19 protein-coding genes and 2 pseudogenes are annotated in these 21000 nt (G+C 73.3%); 7 read left to right on the top strand and 14 right to left on the bottom strand.

Annotation, left to right across the window (positions count from 1 at the left end; translation table 11 throughout):
* Nucleotides 1-25 precede the first annotated feature (25 nt).
* A complete protein-coding gene (locus tag K1X13_RS11630; RefSeq protein ID WP_221025213.1) occupies nt 26-298 on the bottom strand; it encodes a hypothetical protein in 273 nt (90 codons plus the stop codon).
* A 56-nt stretch (nt 299-354) separates the two neighbouring features.
* The gene (locus K1X13_RS11625; protein WP_308249522.1) at nt 355-789 is read right to left on the bottom strand and encodes a molybdenum cofactor biosynthesis protein MoaE; all 435 of its coding nucleotides are present in this window, start codon (nt 787-789) and stop codon (nt 355-357) included.
* Between the two features lie 54 nt (nt 790-843).
* Here K1X13_RS11625 and K1X13_RS11620 point away from each other — a divergent pair, with 54 nt between their 5' ends.
* Both K1X13_RS11620 and K1X13_RS11615 read left to right on the top strand, forming a co-directional pair.
* Nucleotides 844-2262: a zinc-dependent metalloprotease gene (locus tag K1X13_RS11620; protein ID WP_221025212.1), complete on the top strand. Its 1419-nt coding sequence runs from the start codon at nt 844-846 to the stop codon at nt 2260-2262.
* Nucleotides 2259-2843, top strand: coding sequence for an NUDIX hydrolase (locus K1X13_RS11615; RefSeq protein ID WP_308249521.1), 585 nt, complete (start codon nt 2259-2261; stop codon nt 2841-2843). Before K1X13_RS11620 ends, K1X13_RS11615 begins: the two co-directional genes overlap by 4 nt.
* Before the next feature lie 10 nt (nt 2844-2853).
* Here K1X13_RS11615 and K1X13_RS11610 read toward each other — a convergent pair whose 3' ends face one another.
* The 3 genes from K1X13_RS11610 to K1X13_RS11600 all read right to left on the bottom strand — a co-directional run bounded on the left by K1X13_RS11610 (nt 2854) and on the right by K1X13_RS11600 (nt 5654).
* Nucleotides 2854-3450, bottom strand: coding sequence for a M48 metallopeptidase family protein (locus K1X13_RS11610; RefSeq protein WP_221025211.1), 597 nt, complete (start codon nt 3448-3450; stop codon nt 2854-2856).
* Nucleotides 3451-3460: 10 nt separating this feature from the next.
* Complete coding sequence (locus K1X13_RS11605; RefSeq protein ID WP_221025210.1) at nt 3461-4516, bottom strand: PHP domain-containing protein; 1056 nt, start codon at nt 4514-4516, stop codon at nt 3461-3463.
* A gap of 343 nt (nt 4517-4859) precedes the next feature.
* Nucleotides 4860-5654, bottom strand: coding sequence for an enoyl-CoA hydratase/isomerase family protein (locus K1X13_RS11600; protein WP_221025209.1), 795 nt, complete (start codon nt 5652-5654; stop codon nt 4860-4862).
* Nucleotides 5655-5919: 265 nt separating this feature from the next.
* On the opposite strand from K1X13_RS11600, the gene K1X13_RS11595 reads away from it, so the two are divergent.
* From K1X13_RS11595 to K1X13_RS11585, 3 genes are all read left to right on the top strand, one after another.
* Nucleotides 5920-6078: a DUF5679 domain-containing protein gene (locus K1X13_RS11595; RefSeq protein ID WP_187577614.1), complete on the top strand. Its 159-nt coding sequence runs from the start codon at nt 5920-5922 to the stop codon at nt 6076-6078.
* 142 nt (nt 6079-6220) lie between these two features.
* Nucleotides 6221-7138 carry a TOMM precursor leader peptide-binding protein gene (locus K1X13_RS11590; protein WP_221025208.1) on the top strand — a complete coding sequence of 306 codons (918 nt, stop codon included), beginning with the start codon at nt 6221-6223 and terminating at the stop codon, nt 7136-7138.
* A gap of 37 nt (nt 7139-7175) precedes the next feature.
* Complete coding sequence (locus K1X13_RS11585) at nt 7176-8513, top strand: ABC1 kinase family protein (RefSeq protein ID WP_221025207.1); 1338 nt, start codon at nt 7176-7178, stop codon at nt 8511-8513.
* Nucleotides 8514-8516: 3 nt separating this feature from the next.
* Here K1X13_RS11585 and K1X13_RS11580 read toward each other — a convergent pair whose 3' ends face one another.
* From K1X13_RS11580 to K1X13_RS11555, 6 genes and pseudogenes are all read right to left on the bottom strand, one after another.
* Entirely contained in the window at nt 8517-8681 is a 165-nt protein-coding gene (locus tag K1X13_RS11580; RefSeq protein WP_221025206.1) for a hypothetical protein, read from the bottom strand.
* 126 nt (nt 8682-8807) lie between these two features.
* Nucleotides 8808-9026: pseudogene (locus tag K1X13_RS11575) on the bottom strand (putative WhiB-interacting protein); the annotation flags it as partial.
* A 37-nt stretch (nt 9027-9063) separates the two neighbouring features.
* Nucleotides 9064-9273: pseudogene (locus K1X13_RS11570) on the bottom strand (putative WhiB-interacting protein); the annotation flags it as partial.
* 46 nt (nt 9274-9319) lie between these two features.
* Nucleotides 9320-9610 (bottom strand): WhiB family transcriptional regulator, encoded by a 291-nt coding sequence (locus K1X13_RS11565; protein WP_221025203.1) that lies wholly within the window; start codon nt 9608-9610, stop codon nt 9320-9322.
* A gap of 108 nt (nt 9611-9718) precedes the next feature.
* On the bottom strand, nt 9719-9961 hold the full coding sequence (locus tag K1X13_RS11560) for a hypothetical protein (protein ID WP_221025202.1): 243 nt from the start codon (nt 9959-9961) through the stop codon (nt 9719-9721).
* A gap of 208 nt (nt 9962-10169) precedes the next feature.
* The gene (locus K1X13_RS11555; RefSeq protein ID WP_221025201.1) at nt 10170-12260 is read right to left on the bottom strand and encodes an ATP-dependent DNA helicase UvrD2; all 2091 of its coding nucleotides are present in this window, start codon (nt 12258-12260) and stop codon (nt 10170-10172) included.
* A gap of 103 nt (nt 12261-12363) precedes the next feature.
* On the opposite strand from K1X13_RS11555, the gene K1X13_RS11550 reads away from it, so the two are divergent.
* Nucleotides 12364-12639: a mycoredoxin gene (locus K1X13_RS11550; protein ID WP_221025200.1), complete on the top strand. Its 276-nt coding sequence runs from the start codon at nt 12364-12366 to the stop codon at nt 12637-12639.
* 50 nt (nt 12640-12689) lie between these two features.
* Here the strand turns inward: K1X13_RS11550 and nudC are convergent, their stop codons facing one another.
* Nucleotides 12690-13604, bottom strand: coding sequence for an NAD(+) diphosphatase (nudC, locus tag K1X13_RS11545; RefSeq protein WP_308249520.1), 915 nt, complete (start codon nt 13602-13604; stop codon nt 12690-12692).
* Nucleotides 13605-13683: 79 nt separating this feature from the next.
* On the opposite strand from nudC, the gene deoD reads away from it, so the two are divergent.
* Nucleotides 13684-14400, top strand: coding sequence for a purine-nucleoside phosphorylase (gene deoD, locus K1X13_RS11540; RefSeq protein ID WP_221025199.1), 717 nt, complete (start codon nt 13684-13686; stop codon nt 14398-14400).
* Between the two features lie 86 nt (nt 14401-14486).
* On the opposite strand, the gene K1X13_RS11535 is transcribed toward deoD, so the two are convergent.
* Entirely contained in the window at nt 14487-17768 is a 3282-nt protein-coding gene (locus K1X13_RS11535; protein WP_308249519.1) for an ATP-dependent helicase, read from the bottom strand.
* Nucleotides 17765-20992, bottom strand: coding sequence for an ATP-dependent helicase (locus K1X13_RS11530; RefSeq protein ID WP_221025198.1), 3228 nt, complete (start codon nt 20990-20992; stop codon nt 17765-17767). The genes K1X13_RS11535 and K1X13_RS11530 overlap by 4 nt, the downstream gene beginning before the upstream one ends.
* Nucleotides 20993-21000: the final 8 nt, after the last annotated feature.

Here is a 21000-nt window from a genome sequence, read left to right as displayed (position 1 = left end):
CCGCCACCTTCTCACTCAGCGGCAACTACGCGGAGCGTCGGGTGCTGTTGGGTGAGGGGCGCGTCGTCGTCCCCCCACGCGAGGGGCGTACGGCGATGCCGGTGCTGCGGTCGCGGACCACCATCGGCCGGGCTCGCGACGCGCCCGGGTGCTCGCGGCTCATCGCCTTCGCGAACCGCTCGTAGGCGGCCTCGGAGCGGTCGGCCTCCTCCCGCTGGGGGCGACCCGCCCAGGAGGCCCAGATCATCATCACGACCGCGACCACGCCGGTCGGCACCAACCACGCCAGGATCTCCACCCCTCAAGGCTAGAGCCGTGCGTCGCCCTTCCCGCGCAGCAACACGGGCGCGGGAGTCAGGGGGTGCCGACCCACTCGTCGCTGCCGTCGGCGAACAGCTGGTGCTTCCAGATCGGCACCCGGTGCTTGAGCCGGTCGATGAGGGCACGGGAGGCGTCGAAGGCCTCGCCCCGGTGCTCGGCGGCGGTCGCGACGATCACCGCCGCGTCGCCGATCGCGAGCTTGCCGACCCGGTGCACCGCGGCGAGCGCCAGGACGTCGTACTCCCGGGCGACCTCGTCGGCGACGTCCTGCAGGATGGCCAGCGCGGTGGGGTGCGCGGAGTACTCCAGCCCGGTGACCGCCTTGTTCTCGTCGTGGTCGCGGACCGCGCCCACGAACAGGGTCAGCCCGCCGGCCGCGGCGTCGGACAGCGCCGCGACGACCTCGTCGACGGCCAGCGGCGTCTCGCGGATGTCGGTCAGGCGTACGACGGGGGGCAGCTCGCTCACGCGACCGAGCCTAGGTCATGCGCGCCGGGTTGAGGTCACGAGTAGTTTGGAGACATGACGAACGACCCCGCCGACCGCCCCGGCAACGACCCTGGAGACGAGAACAACCCCTTCAAGGGCACCCCGTTCGAGCAGCTCTTCTCGGCCTTCGGCGGCGCCATGCCCGGCGCCACCCCCGGTGCTGGTGGCCCCGCGGGCATGCCCGACCTGTCGATGATCATGAGCCAGATGCAGGCGATGATGGCCCCCCACGAGGGCTCGGTGAACTGGACCCTCGCCAAGGACGTGGCCCGCAAGACCGTCGCGCAGGAGCCCGACCCCTCCCCCGGGGAGAAGGACCGCGGCGACGTCGCCGACGCCCTCCGGCTGGCCGACCACTGGCTCGACCAGGCGACCGACTTCCCCTCCGGCGTCTCGAGCTCGGTGGTGTGGAGCCGCGCGCAGTGGGTCGAGGAGACCATCGAGGTCTGGCAGCGGCTCGTCGAGCCGGTCGCCGAGCACGTGGTCGCCGCGATGGGCGACGCGCTGCCCGAGGAGGCCAAGTCGATGGCCGGACCGCTGCTCGGCATGATCGGCAAGGCCGGCGGCGCGATGTTCGGCACCCAGGTCGGGCAGGCCCTCGGCGGGCTCGCCGGCGAGGTGCTCACCGCCTCCGACATCGGGCTCCCGCTCGGCCCGGCCGGCAAGGCCGCGATCCTCCCGGCGAACGTGAAGAAGTTCGCCGACGGGCTCGACGTCAGCGACGAGGACGTGCTGCTCTACCTGGCGCTGCGCGAGGCCGCTCACCAGCGGCTGTTCGCGCACGTGCCGTGGCTGCGCGCGCACCTGATCTCCGCGGTCGAGGACTACGGCCGCGGCACCACGATCGACGTGTCCAAGATCGAGTCCTCGATGGCCGACCTGGACCCGATGAACCCCGCCGCGATCCAGCAGGCGCTCGAGGGCGGCCTGTTCGAGCCGGAGAAGACCCCGGCGCAGCAGGCCGCGCTCGCCCGCCTCGAGACCACGCTCGCCCTGGTCGAGGGCTGGGTGGACGAGGTGGTCGGTCAGGCCACCGAGACCCGGATGCCCAGCGCCGCCCGGCTGCAGGAGGCGGTCCGCCGCCGCCGCGCCGCGGGCGGTCCCGCCGAGTCCACGTTCGCCGCGCTGGTCGGGCTCGAGCTCCGGCCGCGCCGCCTGCGCGACGCCTCCGCGTTGTGGGGCTCGCTGCGCTCCCGGCAGGGGACGGAGGCCCGGGACGCGGTGTGGGCACACCCCGACCTGCTCCCGACCGCCGAGGACCTCGACGACCCGCTCGGCTTCCGCGAGCACGTCGAGCAGCCCGAGGCGCTGACCGACGCGGAGTTCGACGCCGCGCTTGCGGACCTCCTCGACAGCGAGTCCGGTCAGGGCGGGCCCGGCGGCACGTCCGGCGACCAGTCCGGCGACGAGCCGGGCGACACCCCGGACGCCGGCGACGGCCCGGAGCGGTGAGCGCGGGCTCCCCGCCGTCCCCGACCGACGACCCGCTGCACCGCGACGCGCTGGAGGTGCTGGGCGCCTGGACGGCGCCCGACGCGGAGCAGGAGGCCGTACGGCGCCGCTACGTCGCGCACCTGGAGCGCCGGCCGGACGGCCTGCGGCGGGACTGCTTCCCCGAGCACGTCACGGCCAGCACGCTGGTCCTCTCCGCCGACGGCACCCGCACGCTGCTCACCCTGCACGCCAAGGCCAGGGCGTGGTTCCAGATGGGCGGCCACTGTGAGCCGCAGGACATCACGCTGGCCGGCGCGGCCCTGCGCGAGGCGGTCGAGGAGTCCGGGGTCGCAGACCTCGCGCTCGACCCGGTACCGGTGCAGCTGAGCGCGCACGACGTGCCGTTCTGCCACGCGGGCGGGACGGTGGCCCACCTCGACGTGCGCTTCCTCGCCGTCGCCCCGGAGGACGCCGCGCACGCGGTCAGCGAGGAGTCGCTCGACGTGTGCTGGTGGCCGGTGGACGCGCTGCCGACCGAGGCCGACGAGATGCACGAGCTGGTCCGGCTGGGACGGGAACGGCTCGCCGCACGCGCCTGACCGGGACGCGTCAGTCGACGTCGTCGGCGGCCATCGCGGCCGCCCCCTCCTCGGAGCAGTCCGGGGGGTCCGCCTCGATGCCGAGGTGCGACGCGGCGGCCACCCCCTCGAGGAACCCCTTGGCCCGCTCGGCCTTGGGGTAGCGGTCCACCCACTCCCAGAACGCTGGCGTGTGCCCGGCCTCGATGAGGTGCGCGAGCTCGTGCACGAGCACGTAGTCGATCACCCACGAGGGCATCCCCTGCAGCCGGCGGGAGAGCCGGATGGAGCGGTCACTGGGCGTGCACGAGCCCCAGCGGCTGTTCTGGTTGTCGACCCAGCGGACGGTGTCGGGACGGGCCAGCCCGCTGAGGTACCGGTCGCTGAGCCCGACCGCGCGGCGCTTCAGCCCCGAGTCGCTGGGCCGGCGGCGCTGGTCGGACTTCTCCAGCCGCTTGAGCATGGTGGCCACCCACTCCTGCTCCTCCGCGCGGGTGAGCCGGGCCGGGATCATCACGATCACCTTGTCGTCCTCGCGGTAGGCCGCGACGGTACGGCGCCGCTTGCGGCTGCGACGCACCTCGACGATGGGCTCCTGCGTGCTCGAGGAGCCTGATGACCCGGCCATGAGCCTCAATCTACCCGTGTGACCAGGCGAGCAGCCGTTCCAGCGGCCAGGTGTTGACCACCCGGTCGGCCGGGACGCCGAGCTCGGTGGCCCGCGCGCAGCCGTAGTCGAGGAAGTCCAGCTGCCCCGGGGCGTGGGCGTCGCTGTCGATCGAGAACAGGCAGCCGGCCTCGAGCGCGACCCCGACCAGCTCGTCGGGCGGGTCCCGCCGCTCGGGCCGGGAGTTGATCTCGACCGCGACGTCGTTCTCCGCGCAGGCGGCGAACACGGCGGCCGCGTCGAACCTGCTCTGCGGCCGGGTCCCCCGCCCGCCGGTGACGAGGCGGCCGGTGCAGTGCCCGAGCACGTCGGTCCGCGGGTGCCGTACGGCGGCCACCATCCGGCGGGTCATCGCGTCCGGGTCCATCTTCAGCTTGGAGTGCACCGAGGCGACCACCACGTCGAGCCGGCCCAGCATCTCGTCGCTCTGGTCGAGCCCGCCGTCGTCGAGGATGTCGACCTCGATCCCCTTGAGCAGCCGGAAGCCGCCGTCGAGGTGCGTGTTGACCGCCCCGACCACCTCGAGCTGCCGGGTCAGCCGCTCCGTGGAGAGGCCGTTGGCCACCGTCAGCCGCGGGGAGTGGTCGCTGAGCACGAGGTACTCGTGGCCGAGCTCCATCGCGGTGAACACCATCTCCTCGATCGGCGAGCCGCCGTCGGACCAGTCGGAGTGGGAGTGCAGGTCGCCGCGCAGCCGCCCGCGGAGCTCCTCGCCGCCCGTGGCCAGCGGACCGGCGGCCTCCTCCTCCAGCCGGGCCAGGTAGCCGGGGACCTGTCCGGCCAGGGTCTCGGTCACCACCGTCGCCGAGGACGACCCGATCCCCGGCAGCTCCCGGAGGGTGCCGGCCTCGGCGCGGGCGCGGACCTCGTCGGCGCCGGTGGCGAGCACGGTCGCCGCGGCGCTCCGGAACGCCTTCACCTTGTAGGTCTCCGCGCGGGTGCGCTCGAGCAGGAACGCGATCCGGCGCAGCGCGACCACCGGGTCACCGGCGCTCTCTACCGGATCGGTCCGCTTCCCCGCGGTCACCGCGCGAACTTTCTTTCGTCCACAGCTGCCATCGCCCCATTGTGGCTGGTCAGCGCGCTCCCGCCACGCTGCCCGGGCGTGTCCCCCACAGGGTTGTGCACCGTGCCGCACCGAGCGGTCCACAGGCCCTACGGCGCGTTCCACATTTCGTCCACAACGTTATCCACAGGGGTGGACAGCGCGCCGTTGACCGGCCGGAGGGGCGCCCCTAGGTTGGGGCGCAGATGAGGCCCTCGGCTGAGTCGGTACGGCGTTCGCAAGGGGAAGGCAAGCGGCGCACCGACCACGCGGAGGGCCTCTCTCCGTCCCGGGTCCCTGCTCCTGCGCGGGGACCGGGACCGGCTCAGCGGCCGGTGAACCGGGGCGGCCGCCGCTCCTGCGCGGCGGCGATGCCCTCCTGCAGGTCCGCGGTGGCCAGCGTGATCGGCTGCGCCAGGGCCTCCCACTGGACCGCCGCCTCGAAGTCCGCGTGCCCGCCGTCGCGCAGCGCGAGCGTGGTGTACCGGGTGGGGATCGGCGCGTTCGCGGCGACGCCCCTCGCCACGTCGAGCACCCCGTCGAGGAACCCCTCGTCCGGGAGCACCCGCGAGACCATGCCCAGTCGGAGCGACTCCTCGGCGTCGACGACCCGGCCGGTCAGCAGCAGGTCCCGGGCGTGCGCCTCGCCCACGACGTGCGGGAGCAGGTAGGTCGCGGCCATCCCCGGGTGCATGCCGAGCTTCACGAAGGGGGCGCCGAGCCGTGCCGACGCCGCGGCGTACCTCAGGTCGCAGGCGAGGGCCACGCACAGCCCGGCCCCGATCGCCGGCCCGTTCACCGCGGCGATCGTGGGCACCTCGAGCCGGCGGATCGACAGCCAGGCGCGGTAGAAGGCGACCATCCGGCTGCGCAGGTGGTCCACGCTCGCGTCGGGCTCGCCGGCGATCCAGCCGGTGTCGCCGCCGGAGCAGAAGGCGCTCCCCTCGCCGGTCACCACCACCGCGCGCACCGAGCGGTCGCCGGCGAGCTCGTCGACCGCGGCCACCCAGGCCGCGGTCATCTGGTCCGACATGGCGTTGCGCCGGTCGGGGTTGTCGAGGGTGAGGACGGCGACGCCGTCGGGGTTCCGGTCGAGGCGGAGGTGGGTGTGGTCAGACATGCGCGGGACACTACCGACTCTCCGGGCGCGGCAGGCGGTCCGGGACGACCGTCCCGGCTCCCCCCTGTCAGGGCCGAAAGCGGGCAAAAGTGACCTATCGCCCGGATTTTGAGCGTGGGACACGCCTGAAACCGCCTGCGCCTGCATGCAACGCGGGTTCCGCTCCCGTAATGTGCGATGCGGCCGCCCACGGCGGCCCCGGCGGGTCTTCCACAAGATCCCCCGCCGCGACGACCAGTACGACAACTTAGGCAAGGAGGCCGTCATGGCGGAGACCTGGAGCGGCGAGTTCTACTGCGTGAAGTGCAAGGAGAAGCGCGAGGCCGAGGGCGAGGTCAAGGTGAACGAGAAGGGCACCCGGATGGCCAAGGCCGTCTGCCCTGTCTGCGGCACGAACCTCAACCGCATCCTCGGCAAGGTCTGAGCGCTCCCGCGCCGACCGAACCACATTTTCGACGGCGGGGTCTCCTTCGGGAGACCCCGCCGTCGTGTTCTCGTCGGTCATCCCTCCGGCGGCTGTGGACGAGCGGCGGCGCGATCGCCGCGGGTAGGGCAGGCTGCCGCGCATGCGACCGATCCTGCGCCCCGGCACCCACGTCCTGCGTCGCAGCGCGCGCGAGCTCCAGGTGGGGCTCGACCCGCGCCACGCCCTGGTCCTCGACGACCGCCCCGGCGTCCGCGACCTGCTCGCTGCGCTGACCTGCCCCGGGCAGCCCCTCGCGTACGACGGCCCCGAGCTCGCCCTGCTCCGGGAGAACGGGATGCTCGTCGACTCCGGCCGGCTGCTGCCCCTGGTGCCCGGCGACCCCGACGCGCACACCACGCTGGGCCGCACCGACGCCGCCGCGCTCGCGCGAACCTCCGGGGACGCGGTCCCGGACCTGGTCGCGCTCCGTGCGGCGGCCCCGGTCGACGTGGTGGCCTTCGGCGGCGCCCCCGGTGAGCTGCTCGCGGCGCGGACGGCCGCGCTGCTCCGTGACGCCGGCGCCCGCGCGTCGGCGCTCGCTCCGGACGCGGCGGACGCCACTGCCGGCACGGACCGGGTCGGCGTCCTGGTCGGGGCCGGCGAGCCGCACCGCGAGCTGCTCGACGCCTGGATCCGGGCCGGCACCCCGCACGTCCTGGTCCGGGTCAGCGAGGGCACCGCCACGGTCGGGCCGTTCGTCACGCCCGGGGAGACCGCGTGCCTACGCTGCGTGGACGCGCACCACACCGATGCCGACCCCGCGTGGCCGCTGCTCGTGGCCCAGCACGCCTCCGCCACCGCACGCGGACGGCCCGACGGAGTGCCCGAACCGGTGGACAGCGTGCTGGCCACGCTCGCGGTCGCCTGGGCGGCCCGCGACGTGCTCTCCCACCTCGAGGGCCGGACCCCGTCCTCCCTATCCGGGGTGGTCCGGCTCGACCCGCACCTCACCTCCCTGGAGACCGGGTCCTGGCTGCGGCACCCCGACTGCGGGTGCGGGTGGGCGCACGGCGCGTGATCCACGGGGTTTGCACCGGTCGGTGACAATGGGGGGCATGGTCGATCTCCCCCGCAAGGCAGCAGCCCGCACCGCCCGGCTCGCAGCGCTGCCGCTCGGGTTCGCGGGGCGCACCGCTGTCGGCATGGGCAAGCGCCTCGGCGGCGCCCCTGCCGAGGCGGTGATGAGCGACGTGCAGCAGCGCACCGCCGAGCAGCTCTTCCGCACGCTCGGGGAGCTCAAGGGCGGCGCGATGAAGATGGGCCAGGCCCTGTCGATCATGGAGTCCGCGCTGCCGGAGGAGCTCGCGGCGCCGTACCGGGACCAGCTCACCAGGCTCCAGGACGCGGCTCCCCCGATGTCGGCCACCACCGTCCACCACGTGCTCAGCCGCGAGCTCGGCCCGTCCTGGCGCAAGCAGCTCGTGGAGTTCGACGACAACCCGGCCGCCGCCGCCTCGATCGGCCAGGTGCACCGGGGCCGCTGGCACGACGGCCGCGAGGTCGCGATCAAGGTGCAGTACCCCGGTGCCGGCGAGGCGCTGATGTCCGACCTGCGCCAGCTCGCCCGGGTCGCGCGCACCGTCGGCGGGATGGTGCCGGGCATCGACATCAAGCCGCTGATCGCCGAGCTGCAGGCCCGGGTCGCCGAGGAGCTCGACTACGCCCTCGAGGCCGAGGCGCAGCAGACCTTCGCCGAGGAGTTCGCCGGCGACGACCGCTACCTCGTCCCGCACGTGGTCGCCGGAACCGACAAGGTGCTCGTCTCCGAGTGGGTCGAGAGCAGCTCCTCCCTGGCCCGGCTGATCGCCGAGGGCACCCAGGAGCAGCGCGACCACTACGGCGAGCTGTACGTCCGGTTCCTGTTCTCCGGCCCCGAGCGCACCGGGATGCTGCACGCCGACCCGCACCCCGGCAACTTCCGGGTGCTTCCCACCGTCGACGGCTCCCTCGGCGGGCTCGGCGTCGTCGACTTCGGCGCGGTGGCCCGGCTCCCCGAGGGCGGGCTGCCCCGTTCCATCGGCAGGCTGATGCGGATCGCCACCCTCGACGACTACGGCGACGTGGTGGACCACCTGCGCTCCGAGGGGTTCATCAAGCCGAGGATCCAGGTCGACCCCGACGAGCTGCGCGACTACCTGGCGCCGTTCATCGAGCCGGCCAGGCACGACACCTTCCGGTTCTCCCGGGAGTGGATGCGCGAGCAGTTCACCCGGATCAACGACCCGCGCGAGCCGGGGTACACCCTGACGCTCAAGCTCAACCTGCCCCCGTCGTACCTGCTGATCCACCGGGTCTGGATCGGCGGCATCGGGGTGCTGTCGCAGCTCGAGGCGTCGGCGCCGTTCCGGCAGATCCTCATCGAGTCGCTGCCCGGCTTCGCCGCGGAGGACTGAGCACTACCACCAGGCGCTGTCGAGCTTGCCCTCGATCGCGCGCAGGTGCTCGCGGGAGCAGCGGTCGCAGAACACCTTGGTCCGGCCGTTCTCGACCGACGTGGTCCAGGTCAGCGGGGTCTCGTCGCCCGGCGCGGTGGCGCCGCAGAAGTCACAGGTGGCCGGCACGTCTCCACACTACGCGCGCAACGCGCCGGACCCCCGGCAGCCGCGGTGGCTGCCGGGGGTCCGGCGTCGTGTTTTCCCGGTCCCGCTGTGATCAGGTGAGCGCCCCGGCGGGGCGTCCCTCACGGGTCACAGGGAGCGGGCGAGGGCCAGTCGGGCCTGGTGGGCGGCGCGCTCGGCGCGTCGGGACAGTCGACGGGCGAGCACGACCTGACGCCCGCGCCGCAGCTCCTGGGCCTCCCCGACGCGCGAGGATATCTGCGCGCGGGCCAGATCTTCATTGATCAAGTTCATCTTGGTGCTCCGGTTCGGTGTGGTGTTCATGTGAGTGGGTTTCGCTTTCTTGGTGCTGTCGGGCCCGCTGTCAGGCCGGTGGACGGTCTGCTTACAGCGAGCGGGCGAGCACGAGGCGTGCCTGCAGGGCTGCGCGCTCGGCGCGACGGCTCTTCCGTCGTGCCACGACGAGCTGGTGGCCGCGTCGCAGGTTGCGCGCCTCTCCCAGGCGCTCGGACATCTGCGCCCGAGCCAGGTCTTCGTTCAGGAGGTACATCTGGTTCTCCGGTTCTCTACGTCGTTGTAGGTACTGCTGCTGGGTGCTGCTGGATGGTGCTGGTGCTGCTCGGGTCGTGCCGAGGTGCCGGTCAGGCCGCCACCTCGTTCTTGCGGGGCCGGCCGCGGGGCCGCTTGCGGGGGATCACCACTCCGTGAAGGAACAGCTGGCCACCCCACACCCCCCAGGGCTCACGGCGTTCGAGAGCTCCGGCAAGGCACTCCGCGCGGACCGGACAGTCCCCGCACAACGCCTTGGCAGCCTCGACGTCCGCGGGAGTCTCGGCGAAGAACAGCTCCGGGTCGTTCGACCGGCAGGGGAGCTGGTCCTCGTCGACCTGACGGCTGTCGACCGTGCTCCTGTCGAGGACGCTGATACTCATGTGTCACCTCCTTGTGACCTGATCACTCGTGGTTCTGGGAAACAAAAAGACCGCGGATCCCGGGTTTCGGGTTCCGCGGCCTGGAGGCTGCCGATCTGAGGATTCACTCTAGATCGGTGGACTCCAGGCGGAGGTACCCGGGAAGGCGCCGAGGACGACTGCATCGGTGATGTGCGTGTAACCGCACACCGGTGCCACGTCCGCGATGCGACGCTTCGAGCCGGCAGCAGCCGCGACGGTCGACACTCCACCCATGGTCGGGAAGGTGCGCGCGGCAGCGAGCGTGGCAACGCCGGAAACGGGCATGGCGGAGCCGGCCTGCTGGCTGAAGGTCGTGTTGATGGTGAACACTGCGAGCACCTCCTTCGATGCGTAGGGCGCCGGCCTTGTCAGAGCCGTGATGCGCGAGTTGTCGTGCGGGTGGAGAAAACGTACCGCCCGGTCCCGGTAAGCGGCAAACCATTTTCTGGGTATTTCCCGAAAAACTTTCGGGCGCATCAACGAATGACCCAGAAGGGCTACGTCCAGCGGCCCGGAACCCCGTAACTCCGGCGGAAAGTCAGCGCGTGTCGTGCTCGGCGATGACCTCGAGCACCGCGTCGCCGTACTTGTCGATCTTGGTCTTGCCGATGCCGGAAATCCGCAGCAGCGCCTGCAGGTCGGCCGGCTTGACCTCGGCGATCGCCTGCAGGGTGAGGTCGGTGAACACGACGTACGCCGGCACCTTCTCCTCCCCCGCCCGGGCCACCCGCCACTCGCGGAGCCGCTCGAACAGTGCCTCGTCGTAGGTCGCCGGGCAGTCCTCGCAGCGGCCGACCTTGCGCTCGGGGGTGGTGCTCAACGGCGCGTTGCAGACCCGGCAGTGGGCCACCCCGCGCTTCTTGCGGGCCCGCTCGGGGCGTGCCTCGGCGGCCCGGTCCGAGCGCACCTCGGGGCGGAGGCCGGTGAGGAAGCGGGTGGGCTTGCGCAAGCCGCGGCCACCGGGGGTGCGGGCCAGCGCCCAGGACACGCTGAGCTGCTTGCGGGCGCGGGTCATCCCGACGTACAGCAGGCGGCGCTCCTCCTCCACGGCGGCCGGGCCCTCGGCGTACACGATCGGCATCGTGCCCTCGTGCATGCCGCACAGGTAGACCGCGTCCCACTCGAGGCCCTTGGCGGCGTGCAGCGTGGCGAGCGTGACGCCCTCGGCGACCGGGGCGTGCTGCTCGGAGGCGCGCCGGTCGAGGTCGTCGACGAACGCGCCGAGCTCGGCGCCCTCCTGCGCGGCGGCGAACTCCTCCGCCTGGGTGACGATCGCCTGGAGGGACTCCCAGCGGTCGCGCACGCTGCCGCGCCCGGTCGGCGCGGTCTCGGTCCACTCCATGCCGGCCAGCACCGCCTTCACGTCGGCGACGACCCCGTCACCGGAGCCGACCCCGCCGCGGGCGTTCCCACGGAGCAGGGTGACCGCCTTGCGCACCTCCGGCCGGTCGAAGAAGCGGGCGGCGCCGCGCACGACGTAGGGCACGCCCCGGGCGGCCAGGGCCTCCTCGAACGCCTCGGACTGCGCGTTGATCCGGAACAGCACCGCGACCTCGCGCATCGGGAGACCCTGGTTGCGCAGCGCGAGGATGTCGGCCGCGACCGCCTCGGCCTCCGCGACCTCGTCCGGGTACTCGGCGTAGGCGACCTCGGCCCCGGCCTCCTGCTGCGACATCAGCCGCACCCCGGCGCTGGAGGTGCCGGCGAGCAGCTGGTTGGCGGTCTCGACGACCTGCGGAGTGGAGCGGTAGTTGCGGACCAGCTCCATCGACGCGGTGCCGGGGTACCGCTTGGGGAAGTCGCGCAGGTAGTCCGCGCTGGCCCCGGCGAAGGAGTAGATCGTCTGCGCGGGGTCGCCGACCACGCACAGGTCGGAGCGGCCACCGAGCCACAGGTCGAGCAGGGTGGCCTGGATCGGGCTGACGTCCTGGAACTCGTCGACCACGAACCAGCGGTACTGTCGGCGCACCTCGGCGGCGACCCGCTCGTCCTCCGCGAGCAGCGCGGCGGCGCACAGCAGCACGTCCTCCATGTCCATCCGGCCCTGGTCGCGTTTGACCTCCTCGTAGGCCGCGAACACCCGGGCCACGGTCGCCGGGTCCTGGCCGTTCACCGAACGACCGCGGGCGGTGCTGACCCGGGCGTAGTCGTCGGGGCGGACGTTGCTGACCTTGGACCACTCCACCTCGCTGGCGAGGTCGCGCAGCGTGGCCTGGTCGACGTCGACCCGGTTGCGGCGTGCGGCCATCGCCAGCATGGACAGCTTGGACTCGGTGAGCTGGGGCAGCTCGCCGCCGTACACCCGGGGCCAGAAGTAGCGGGCCTGGCGCAGCGCGGCGGAGTGGAACGTGCGGGCCTGCACGCCGCCGGCCCCGAGGGAGCGCAGCCGGGTGCGCATCTCCCCCGCGGCGCGGGTGGTGAAGGTGACCGCGAGCACCTCGGTCGGGTTGTAGACCCCGGTGGCGACGCCGTACGCGATGCGGTGGGTGAGGGCCCGGGTCTTGCCGGTGCCGGCGCCCGCCAGCACCCGGACCGGGCCCTGCAGGGCGAGGGCGACGTCCCGCTGCTCGGGGTCGAGGGCCTCGAGCAGCCGCTCGGCGGTGCCCGCGGGTGCGTCGGTGCCGACCACGTGGAACAAACTCCTCGATTGGGGTGTTGACGAACTGTGGGCCGCGACGTGTCGCGGCCTGTCATGTGCCAAGGGAACAGCCTAGACGTCGGGAAGGACATTCATGTCTGCGAGCTCAGCCGAGACCACCTCTGCCGCGGCGGTGACGATGTACTCCACGCAGTGGTGCGGGTACTGCCACCGGCTGCGGAGCCAGATGGACCGCGAGGGCATCAGCTACGAGGTCGTCGACATCGAGCGCGTGCCGGACGCCGCGTTCATCGTCGAGCAGGTCAACGGCGGCAACCAGACCGTCCCGACGCTCGTCTACAGCGACGGGACCGCGCACACCAACCCGTCGGTGAAGCAGGTCAAGGCGAAGCTCGCAAGCCTGAACTGACCTCCCGTCGTACGACGGGGTCGGGCGGCTCGCGCGACGGACCGGCCCACTCACCAGCTGCCGGGCAGCGGGCCGCCGTACCACGCCTCGATCAGCGACCGGGAGATCGAGATCCCGCCCGGAAGCACGAGCGTGCCGGCCTCGGCCTCGGCGCGCATCTCCTCGCGGGAGAACCAGCGGGCGTGCTCGATCTCCTCGCCGTCGACGTTGATCTCGGTGGTGACCGCGCGGGCCATGAAGCCCACCATCAGGCTGGCCGGGAACGGCCACGGCTGGTTGCCGAAGTAGGTCACGTCGGTCACCTCGACCCCGACCTCCTCCGCGACCTCACGCGCCACGGCCTGTTCGAGCGACTCCCCCGGGTCGACGAACCCGGCCAGGGTCGAGTAGCGCCCCTCGGGCCAGCTCGGCTGCCGCCCCAGCAGGGCGCGCTCGCCGTCGGTCACCAACATGATCACCGCCGGGTCGGTCCGCGGGAACTGCTGCTTGCCGCAGTCGGGGCAGGTCAGCACGTGCCCGGCCGCCGCGGTCTCCAGCCGCCCGCCGCAGCGCGGGCAGTGCCGGTGCGCGAGGTGCCACTCGGCCAGGGCCACCGCGTGCACCAGCAGCCCGGCGTCGTCGACCGACAGGTTCGGTCCCACCGCGCGGAAGCCGGCCCAGCGCTCCGCCTCGGCGTCGCCCGGCGGCTCGTCGAGCAGCACCGCGAACCGCGCCACGCCGTGCTGCTCCCCCAGGAACACCCGCTGCCCGGCAGGGGCCTGGTCGGGGCTGCGCCAGTCCACCGCCGTACGGTCCGCGCTGACCGGGAACCTGCCCCCGGCCAGCAGCAGCACCCGGGTCTCCGGGTCGGCCCAGGTCTCGTCGAGCCAGGCCTGGTCGGTCCGTCGCCTGCCCACCCGGTCGTGCGCACGCACCGACAGCGCGATCTGGTGGTCTCCGGCGGCCATGCTCTCCAACGACGTCACGGTCCCGACTGTACGACCCGGCTGATCGCGCCGCCGGGGCGTGCGGCGGCCGGGCCACCACGCCCTAGGATCATGCGCCATGAGCACCCACATCGCAGCGAAGCCGGGCCAGATCGCGCCGTACGTCCTGATGCCGGGGGACCCGCTGCGCGCCAAGTGGATCGCCGAGACGTTCCTCGAGGACACCGAGGTCTACTCCGAGGTGCGCGGCATGCTCGGCTTCACCGGCACCTACCGCGGCGAGCGCGTCTCGGTGCAGGGCTCGGGGATGGGGCTGCCGTCGTTCTCGATCTACGCCCACGAGCTGTTCGCGGAGTACGACGTCCAGGCGGTCGTGCGCGTCGGCTCCTGCGGGGCGCTGAGCGAGGACCTCGCCGTGCGCGACATCGTGATCGCCTCGGGTGCGTGCACCGACTCGTCGATGAACCGGATCCGCTTCGAGGGGCTCGACTACGCCCCCGTCGCCGACTTCGGCCTGCTGCGCGCGGCGGTCGAGGCCGCCGAGGAGATGGACCTGCCGGTGCAGACGAAGGTCGGCCTGATCATGTCCAGCGACTCCTTCTACAGCGCGCGCCCGGAGCTGGTCACCCGGATGGCGGACTACGGCGTCCTCGCGGTCGAGATGGAGGCCGCCGCGCTGTACACCCTGGCCGCGAAGTTCAAGCGGCGCGGCCTGACGATCTGCACGGTCTCGGACCACATCCTCACCGGCGAGGAGACGACCTCGCAGGAACGCGAGAAGACCTTCGGGCACATGGTGGAGGTCGCGCTCGACGCGATGCTCGCGCAGCGCTGAGGGGCGGCGCATCCGGCGGCGGGACGCCGCACGAGTGACGCCTCAACGCCGCACGAGTGACGCCTCAACCCCGCACGAGTGACGCCTCAACGAGGGGTGACGAGGCGCTCGAGCTCGTCGCGGCCGGGCAGGTCGTCGTGCTGCACCAGGTCGCCGCTCCGCACGTAGTAGAACGCCGCCTCCACCTGCTCCACGGGCACACCCTGCAGCTCCGCCCAGGCCACCCGGTAGATCGCGAGCTGGAGCGGGTCGGCGGTCTGCTCCCGGTTGGTCTTCCAGTCCACGACCAGGAAGCCCCGCTCGGTCTCGTAGACCGCGTCGATCCGCCCGCGGACCACCTGCCCGCCGAGCACCAGCGCGAACGGCGGCTCGATCGCGTACGGCGTCCGCTCCGCGAAGGCGCCCGCGTTGAACCGCTCGACCAGGTGCTGCAGGTCGGTGTCGTCGTCGATCTCGGCGTCGCCGCGGCCGGGCACCTCGTCGAGACCGACGAGCTGTTGCTGGCCGAACCGGGCCTCGACCCAGGCATGGAACCGGGTGCCGAACCGGGCCGCCGGTGACGGCTTGCGCGGCATCGGCCGGGCCAGGTCGCGCGCCAGCGTCTCGGGGTCGTCGCGCAGCCGCGCCACCGAGGTCGCGGACAGGCTCGACGGCAGCGGCACCTCGACCACCTGGGCGCGGGCCAGCCGCGCCTCCACCAGCAGCCGGTGCATCTCGTCGTCCCAGTCCGCGACCCGGGCCGCCTCGTCGTCGGACAGCCCGCTCTCGTCCAGCGGCAGCGGCTCGTCACCACCGGCGGCCGCGAGCCGGGCGATCTCGGCGTTCACCCGGACGGCCGCCTCCTGCCGGCGGGCCAGCTCCTCGGTGTGCCCCTGGGCGGGCCACGGCCGCCGCTCGGCCTGCGCGGTGAGCGGGTTGACCTCGTCCTTGGCCGGCCGGTCCAGCCACTGCTCGGGCTTCTCCCCCCACTCCTCGAGCGCCTCCTTGACCGTGACCTGGTACGGCGACGGGCCGAGCGCGCCCTTGCGGGTGGGCGACCAGCAGTACGACGAGACCACGAGCTCGTGCCGGGCCCGGGTCAGGGCGACGTAGCCGAGCCGCAGCTCCTCCTGGAGCTCGTGGGTCTTGCACTCCTCGGCGAACGCCTTGAGGTCGGCGGCGGTGTACCCGGCCAGCGACGGGAGGTCGCGCTGGTCGCCGCGCAGCGGGTAGGGCAGCACTCCCGGCCCGGCGGTCCACTTGGTGCGCGTCTGGGAGGTGGGGAACTTCTCCGCCGCCACGCCGACGAGGAACACCACGTCCCACTCGAGCCCCTTGGCCCGGTGCACGGTCAGCAGCTTGACCGAGTCGGCGTCGGTGGGGGTCGCCACGTCGAGGCCGTTGCCGAAGTCGTCCTCAGCCTCCAGGTAGGCCAGCAGAGCCGGCAGGGTGACGTCGCCGTCCACGGCCTGGAACTCCGCGACGGCCTTCACGAACAGGTCGAGGTTGTCGCGCCGCGCGGCCGCGGCCGGGCTGACCGACGAGGCCAGCTCGACGTCGATGCCGGTGGTGTCGATGATCCGTCGGACCAGGTCGAGCAGCGGCTCGCCGGCGAACCGGCGCAGCACGCGCAGCTCCTCGGCGAGCAGCGCGAACCGCTCCCGCGCCTCCGGGGAGTACTCGGCGTCGCCCGGGTCGTCGAGCGCGTCGCTCAGCGACACCACCTCGGTCGGGTCGGCCCCCTCCACCGCGGCGGCCAGCTCCTCCTCCACGGTGCGGACGGCTTCGCGCCCGCCCGGACCGGACGAGCCGGCCAGCTTCCGTGCCCGGCGGCCCAGCAGCGCCAGGTCACGGGCGCCGATCGCCCAGCGCGGCCCGGTGAGCAGGGTGAGCATCTCGGCGTTCGCGGTCAGGTCGTGCAGCAGGGTCAGGGTGGCGACGACCTCGGCGACCTCGGGCAGCCGGAGCAGCCCCTGCAGACCCACGATCTCGACCGGGATCTCGGCGCCGGTGAGCGCGTCGAACACGTCGGCGGCGTGCGAGTTGTCGCGGGTCAGCACGCCGATCTCCGACCATCGCGGCTCCACCATGGTGGCGTGCGCCGCGACCACCTGCTCGGGCAGCCACTCGAGCTCGTCGGGGTAGGTCTCGAGCACCGCCGCGCGGACCGTCCCCGGCTCCGCGCCCGGCTTGGCCTCCAGCGGCTGCACCTGCGGGAACTGGGCGTAGAGCGGCGCGGCGAGCTGGTTGGCCGTGGACAGGATCCGGTGGTCCGAGCGCCGGTTGACGGTCAGGGAGTAGGCCGGCACGTCGGGCGACCCGGCCGCGGTCGAGAAGTCGGCGCCGAACCCGAGGATGTTGGAGACCGACGCACCGCGCCACCCGTAGATCGCCTGGTTGGGGTCGCCGACCGCCGTCACCGCGTGCCCGCGACCGGTCTCCTCGGACTCGCCGGAGAACAGCCGGCTGAGCATCCGGGCCTGCGCTACCGAGGTGTCCTGGTACTCGTCGAGCAGCACGATGCGGTACTTCGCCCGCTCGGCCGCGCCGACCTCCGGGCGCTCGGTGGCCAGCCTGGCTCCGAGCTCGATCTGGTCGGAGAAGTCCATCAGCCCGAGGTCGGCCTTGAGCCGGCGGTAGGACTCGACGAGGCCGAGCAGCTCCTCGCGGCGGCCGAAGGTGTGCAGCACCTTCGCCACCTCCGCGATCTTGGTCTTCAGGTGCTCGGCGGCCTGCGCCTCCTCCGCCCGCGGCCGGGCCGCGGTCTGGAAGGCGCGCACGTCGGCGGGCGTGACCAGGTGCTCGGCCATCCCGCCGTCGAGCGCGAGCAGGTAGTTGATCACGGTGCCGGGGTGGTCGCTGAGGTGCTCCACGTGGCCGGCGTACCGGTCGATGGCCCGGGCGGCGAGCTGGTAGCGCGACGCGTCGGCGATCACCCGGGTGTCGGGCTCGTGGCCGATCCGCAGGCCGTGCTCGGTGAGCAGCCCGGCGGCGTAGGCGTTGTAGGTCGCGACCGTCGGCTCCTCCGGCTCGTCGGCGTCCTCGTCCGCGCCGGGGTCGAGGATCCGGGCCCGCGGTCCGGGCTCGGGGAGGATGCCCGCGTCGCGGAGCCCCGCGCGGATCCGGACGGCGAGCTCGTGGGCGGCCTTGGTGGTGAAGGTGAGGCCGAGGACCTGGTCGGGGGTGACCAGGCCGGTGGCGACCAGCCACACCACGCGGGCTGCCATCACCGTGGTCTTGCCCGACCCGGCGCCGGCGATCACGACGTGCGGCTCGAGCGGCGCGGAGACCACCTCGAACTGCTGGTCGCTGAACGTGAACTCGGCCCCCATCAGGTCACGGAGGGCCTCCGGCGAGTCGACGACCCGCGGCTGGAATCCCGCGCTCACGACAGCAACGTCCCGGCGCCCTTGATCGGGCAGATCGCGGTGAACGAGCAGTGCTCGCAGTGCTTGCCGGCCTGGGCCGGGAAGGTCTCCGAGCGCACCACCGTGACCGCCTCCATCAGCTGCCGTTCCACCGTCGAGTGGCCGTTCTCGTCGACGGCCTGCGGTTCCTGGGTCTGCACCTTGACCGAGCCCCTGCTCTCCTTGCGGAGCTGGACGAGCTCGGCGCCGCCGGGGCGGCCGGGCCCGGACCCCTCGGGCAGCAGGTCGTCGACGGCGCCGTGCGCGACCGCGTGCTGGTACAGCCCGAGCTGGGCGTTCTCCGGCAGGTCCTTGTCGGGCGGCGGGTACTTCCCGGTCTTCAGGTCGATCACCACGACCCGCCCCTCGTCGTCGATCTCGAGCCGGTCGGCGTACCCGTAGAGCCGCACCTGCTGCCCGTCGGGCAGGGTGACCTCGGCCGACAGCTGCCGCTCGGTGCCGATCACGGTGCGCGCGCCGGGCTGGGTGTGCCACTGCACGAACCGGGTCAGCGCCGCCTGCACCTCGGCCCGCTCCCGGACCCGCGACCAAGGCGTGCGGAACACGATCTGCCCCCACACCTTGTCGACCTGCGCCATCAGCTCCTCGACGGTCGCCAGCTCGCCCTTGCCGACCCGGTCGGCGAGGGCGTGCACCACGAGCCCGAACCCCTGGGAGGCGCTGGACGCCCGCTCTCCCCCGGCCTCGCGCTCGAGGAACCACTTGGCCGGGCACGCCAGGATCGACTCCAGGGCGCTCGCCGAGAGCGTGACCGGCTCCTCGGCGCTGCGCACCGGGCGCTCCGACAGGCTCCGGGCTCGGGTGCCCCACCAGTGAGCGGGGTCGGCCTGCGGGACCAGCGGCTGGCCGTGCTCGGTGGCCGACGCGAGCAGCGCGAGCCGGTGGGCGGCCGCGTCGCGCATCGGCTCGGACGTCTCCGGGTCGGCGACGGTACGGCGGAGCTCCGCGACGAGCCCGGGCAGCGACAGCGGCCGCTGCGGACGGCCCTGGATCCGGACCCGCTCCACCGACAGCTCGTCGAGGAAGCGGGAGGGCTGGTCGCCGTCGTCCTCGGCGGACTCGACGGCGGTCACCAGCAGCCGCTCCCGGGCCCGGGTGCAGGCGACGTAGAACAGCCGGCGCTCCTCGGCGAGCAGCGTCTGGGTGGTCACCCGGGGCAGCACGTGGCCGGGGCCGATCCGGTCCGCCTGGAGCAGCGAGGTACGCCGGCGTAGGTCCGGCCAGCCCTCCTCCTGGACCTGGGCGACGACCACGAACCGCCACTCCAGGCCCTTGGACCGGTGCGCGGTCAGCAGCCGGACCGCGTCGCCGCGGACGCCCTCTTCGGCGAGGGTGTCGGCGGGGATCTGCTGGGCGGACAGGGCGGCGAGGAAGTTGACGACGCTGGTGTGCCCGCGCTGCTCCTCGGCCCGGGCAGCCACCTCGAACAGCGCGCAGATCGCGTCGAGGTCGCGGTGCGCCAGCCGCGCCGCCGTACCGCCCTCCTCGACCGCCCGGCGGAGCCGGTGTGGCCAGCCGGTGCCCTGCCACAGGGTCCACAGCAGCTCCTCGGCGGTGCGCCCGGCCTCGAGCTCGGCGCGGGTCTCCTGCAGCAGCGTCGCGAACCGGGCGACCTTGCCGGCGCCCTTGCCCCTCACGCCCTCGAGGACGGCGGGGTGCAGCAGCGCCTCGCGGAGCAGCTCCGGAGAGGGCCGCGGGGACCGCTCCTCGTCGGCCGCGGCCGGCTTCTCGCGGAGCCGCAGCTGCCGGGCCAGCGCGCGCACCTCGGTGGCGTCCAGCGCGGCCAGCGGGGAGAGCAGCATGGCCTCCGCCCGGGTGGCGTCGACGTGGTCGACGTGCTCGGGGTCGTCGTTGTCGAGGTTGACCACCACCCGCAGCGCCTCGAGCAGCGGCAGCACCGCGGGCTCGCGGACCAGCGGGGTGTCGTCGCTGGCCACCTCGACCGGGACGCCGGCGGCGCCCAGGCTGCGGCGCAGCCCCGGGATGGAGGTCCGGCCGGAGCGGACCAGCACCGCCATCTGCGACCACGGCACGCCGTCCTCGAGGTGAGCTCGGCGGAGCAGGTCGGCGATGTGCTCGGTCTCGGCGCGGGCGGTGTCGAAGGTGCGCACCTCCACCCGGCCCTCGCCGAGCTCGTGCTCGACCGGCTCGGGGCTGCGGAAGGCCCGGAACAGCGTCGGGTCGATGGCGCCCTTGGTCGGGATCGCCGCGGAGACCGACTGGGACGCGGCCAGCAGCCGGGAGCCGAACCTGCGGGTGACCCGTAGCGCGACGGTCGGCGCCCTGCCGCCGGAGCGGGTGCGGAACGCGTCGGGGAAGTCGAGGATGCCGCGCACCTCGGCTCCGCGGAAGGCGTAGATCGACTGGTCGGGGTCCCCGACCGCGACCAGGTCGCGGCCGTCCCCGGCCAGCGCGCGCAGCAGCCGCACCTGGCTGGTGTCGGTGTCCTGGTACTCGTCGACGAAGACCCAGGAGAACCGCGCCCGCAGCTCGGCTCGCACCTCGGGGCTCTCCGCGAGCATCACCGCGCGGTGCACGAGCTCGGGGTAGTCGATCGCGCTCTCGCTGTCGAGGATGTCGAGGTACTGCGCCATGAACAGGCCGGCAGCCTGCCACGCCGGCTGCTCCGCCTCCCGGCCCAGCGCCACCAGCTCGTCGGGTCCCAGGCCCTTCTCCCGCGCCCGGGCGAGCACGCTCTGCACCTCCCGGGAGAAGCCGCGGGTGCCGACCGCCTGGCGCAGGGACCGGGGCCACTGCACCGACTCTCGCTCGTGGGTCAGCAGCCGCTGGAGCACGACGTCCTGCTCGGGCGCGGAGAGCAGCCGGAGCGGCCCGGCGTAGAGGTCGGCCGGCGAGTGCGCCCGGATCAGCCCGTAGGCGAAGGAGTGGAAGGTCGAACTGAGCGTGGTCGCCATGGTGCGGCCGAGCCGGGCGGTGACCCGGTCGCGCAGCTGCTCGGCGGCCTTGCGGCTGAAGGTGAGCGCGAGCACCGACTCCGGAGGGACGCCGCGGTTCTCGATGCGGTCGACGATCGCCTCGACCAGCGTGGTGGTCTTGCCGGTGCCGGGCCCGGCGAGCACCAGCAGCGGGCCGCCCGCGTGGTCGACCACCGACTGCTGGTACCCGTCGAGCGCGGGCGCGCCGGTGCGTCCCGCGGTCGGGTAGGCGAGCCGGTACGTCGTCATGGGGACCA

It is taken from the genome of Nocardioides jiangsuensis (assembly GCF_019679455.1).
Taxonomy (GTDB): Bacteria; Actinomycetota; Actinomycetes; order Propionibacteriales; family Nocardioidaceae; genus Nocardioides_C; species Nocardioides_C jiangsuensis.
This window is presented reverse-complemented; position numbering and strand designations above follow the sequence as displayed.

Bases quoted from the DNA above. Each gene is read 5' to 3' on its own strand.
- K1X13_RS11620 (WP_221025212.1), top strand. From the start codon at position 844: ATGACGAACGACCCCGCCGACCGCCCCGGCAACGACCCTGGAGACGAG.
- K1X13_RS11610 (WP_221025211.1), bottom strand. From the start codon at position 3,450: ATGGCCGGGTCATCAGGCTCCTCGAGCACGCAGGAGCCCATCGTCGAG.
- K1X13_RS11600 (WP_221025209.1), bottom strand. From the start codon at position 5,654: ATGTCTGACCACACCCACCTCCGCCTCGACCGGAACCCCGACGGCGTC.
- K1X13_RS11595 (WP_187577614.1), top strand. From the start codon at position 5,920: ATGGCGGAGACCTGGAGCGGCGAGTTCTACTGCGTGAAGTGCAAGGAG.
- K1X13_RS11590 (WP_221025208.1), top strand. From the start codon at position 6,221: ATGCGACCGATCCTGCGCCCCGGCACCCACGTCCTGCGTCGCAGCGCG.
- K1X13_RS11585 (WP_221025207.1), top strand. From the start codon at position 7,176: ATGGTCGATCTCCCCCGCAAGGCAGCAGCCCGCACCGCCCGGCTCGCA.
- K1X13_RS11565 (WP_221025203.1), bottom strand. From the start codon at position 9,610: ATGAGTATCAGCGTCCTCGACAGGAGCACGGTCGACAGCCGTCAGGTC.
- K1X13_RS11550 (WP_221025200.1), top strand. From the start codon at position 12,364: ATGTCTGCGAGCTCAGCCGAGACCACCTCTGCCGCGGCGGTGACGATG.
- deoD (WP_221025199.1), top strand. From the start codon at position 13,684: ATGAGCACCCACATCGCAGCGAAGCCGGGCCAGATCGCGCCGTACGTC.
- K1X13_RS11530 (WP_221025198.1), bottom strand. From the start codon at position 20,992: ATGACGACGTACCGGCTCGCCTACCCGACCGCGGGACGCACCGGCGCG.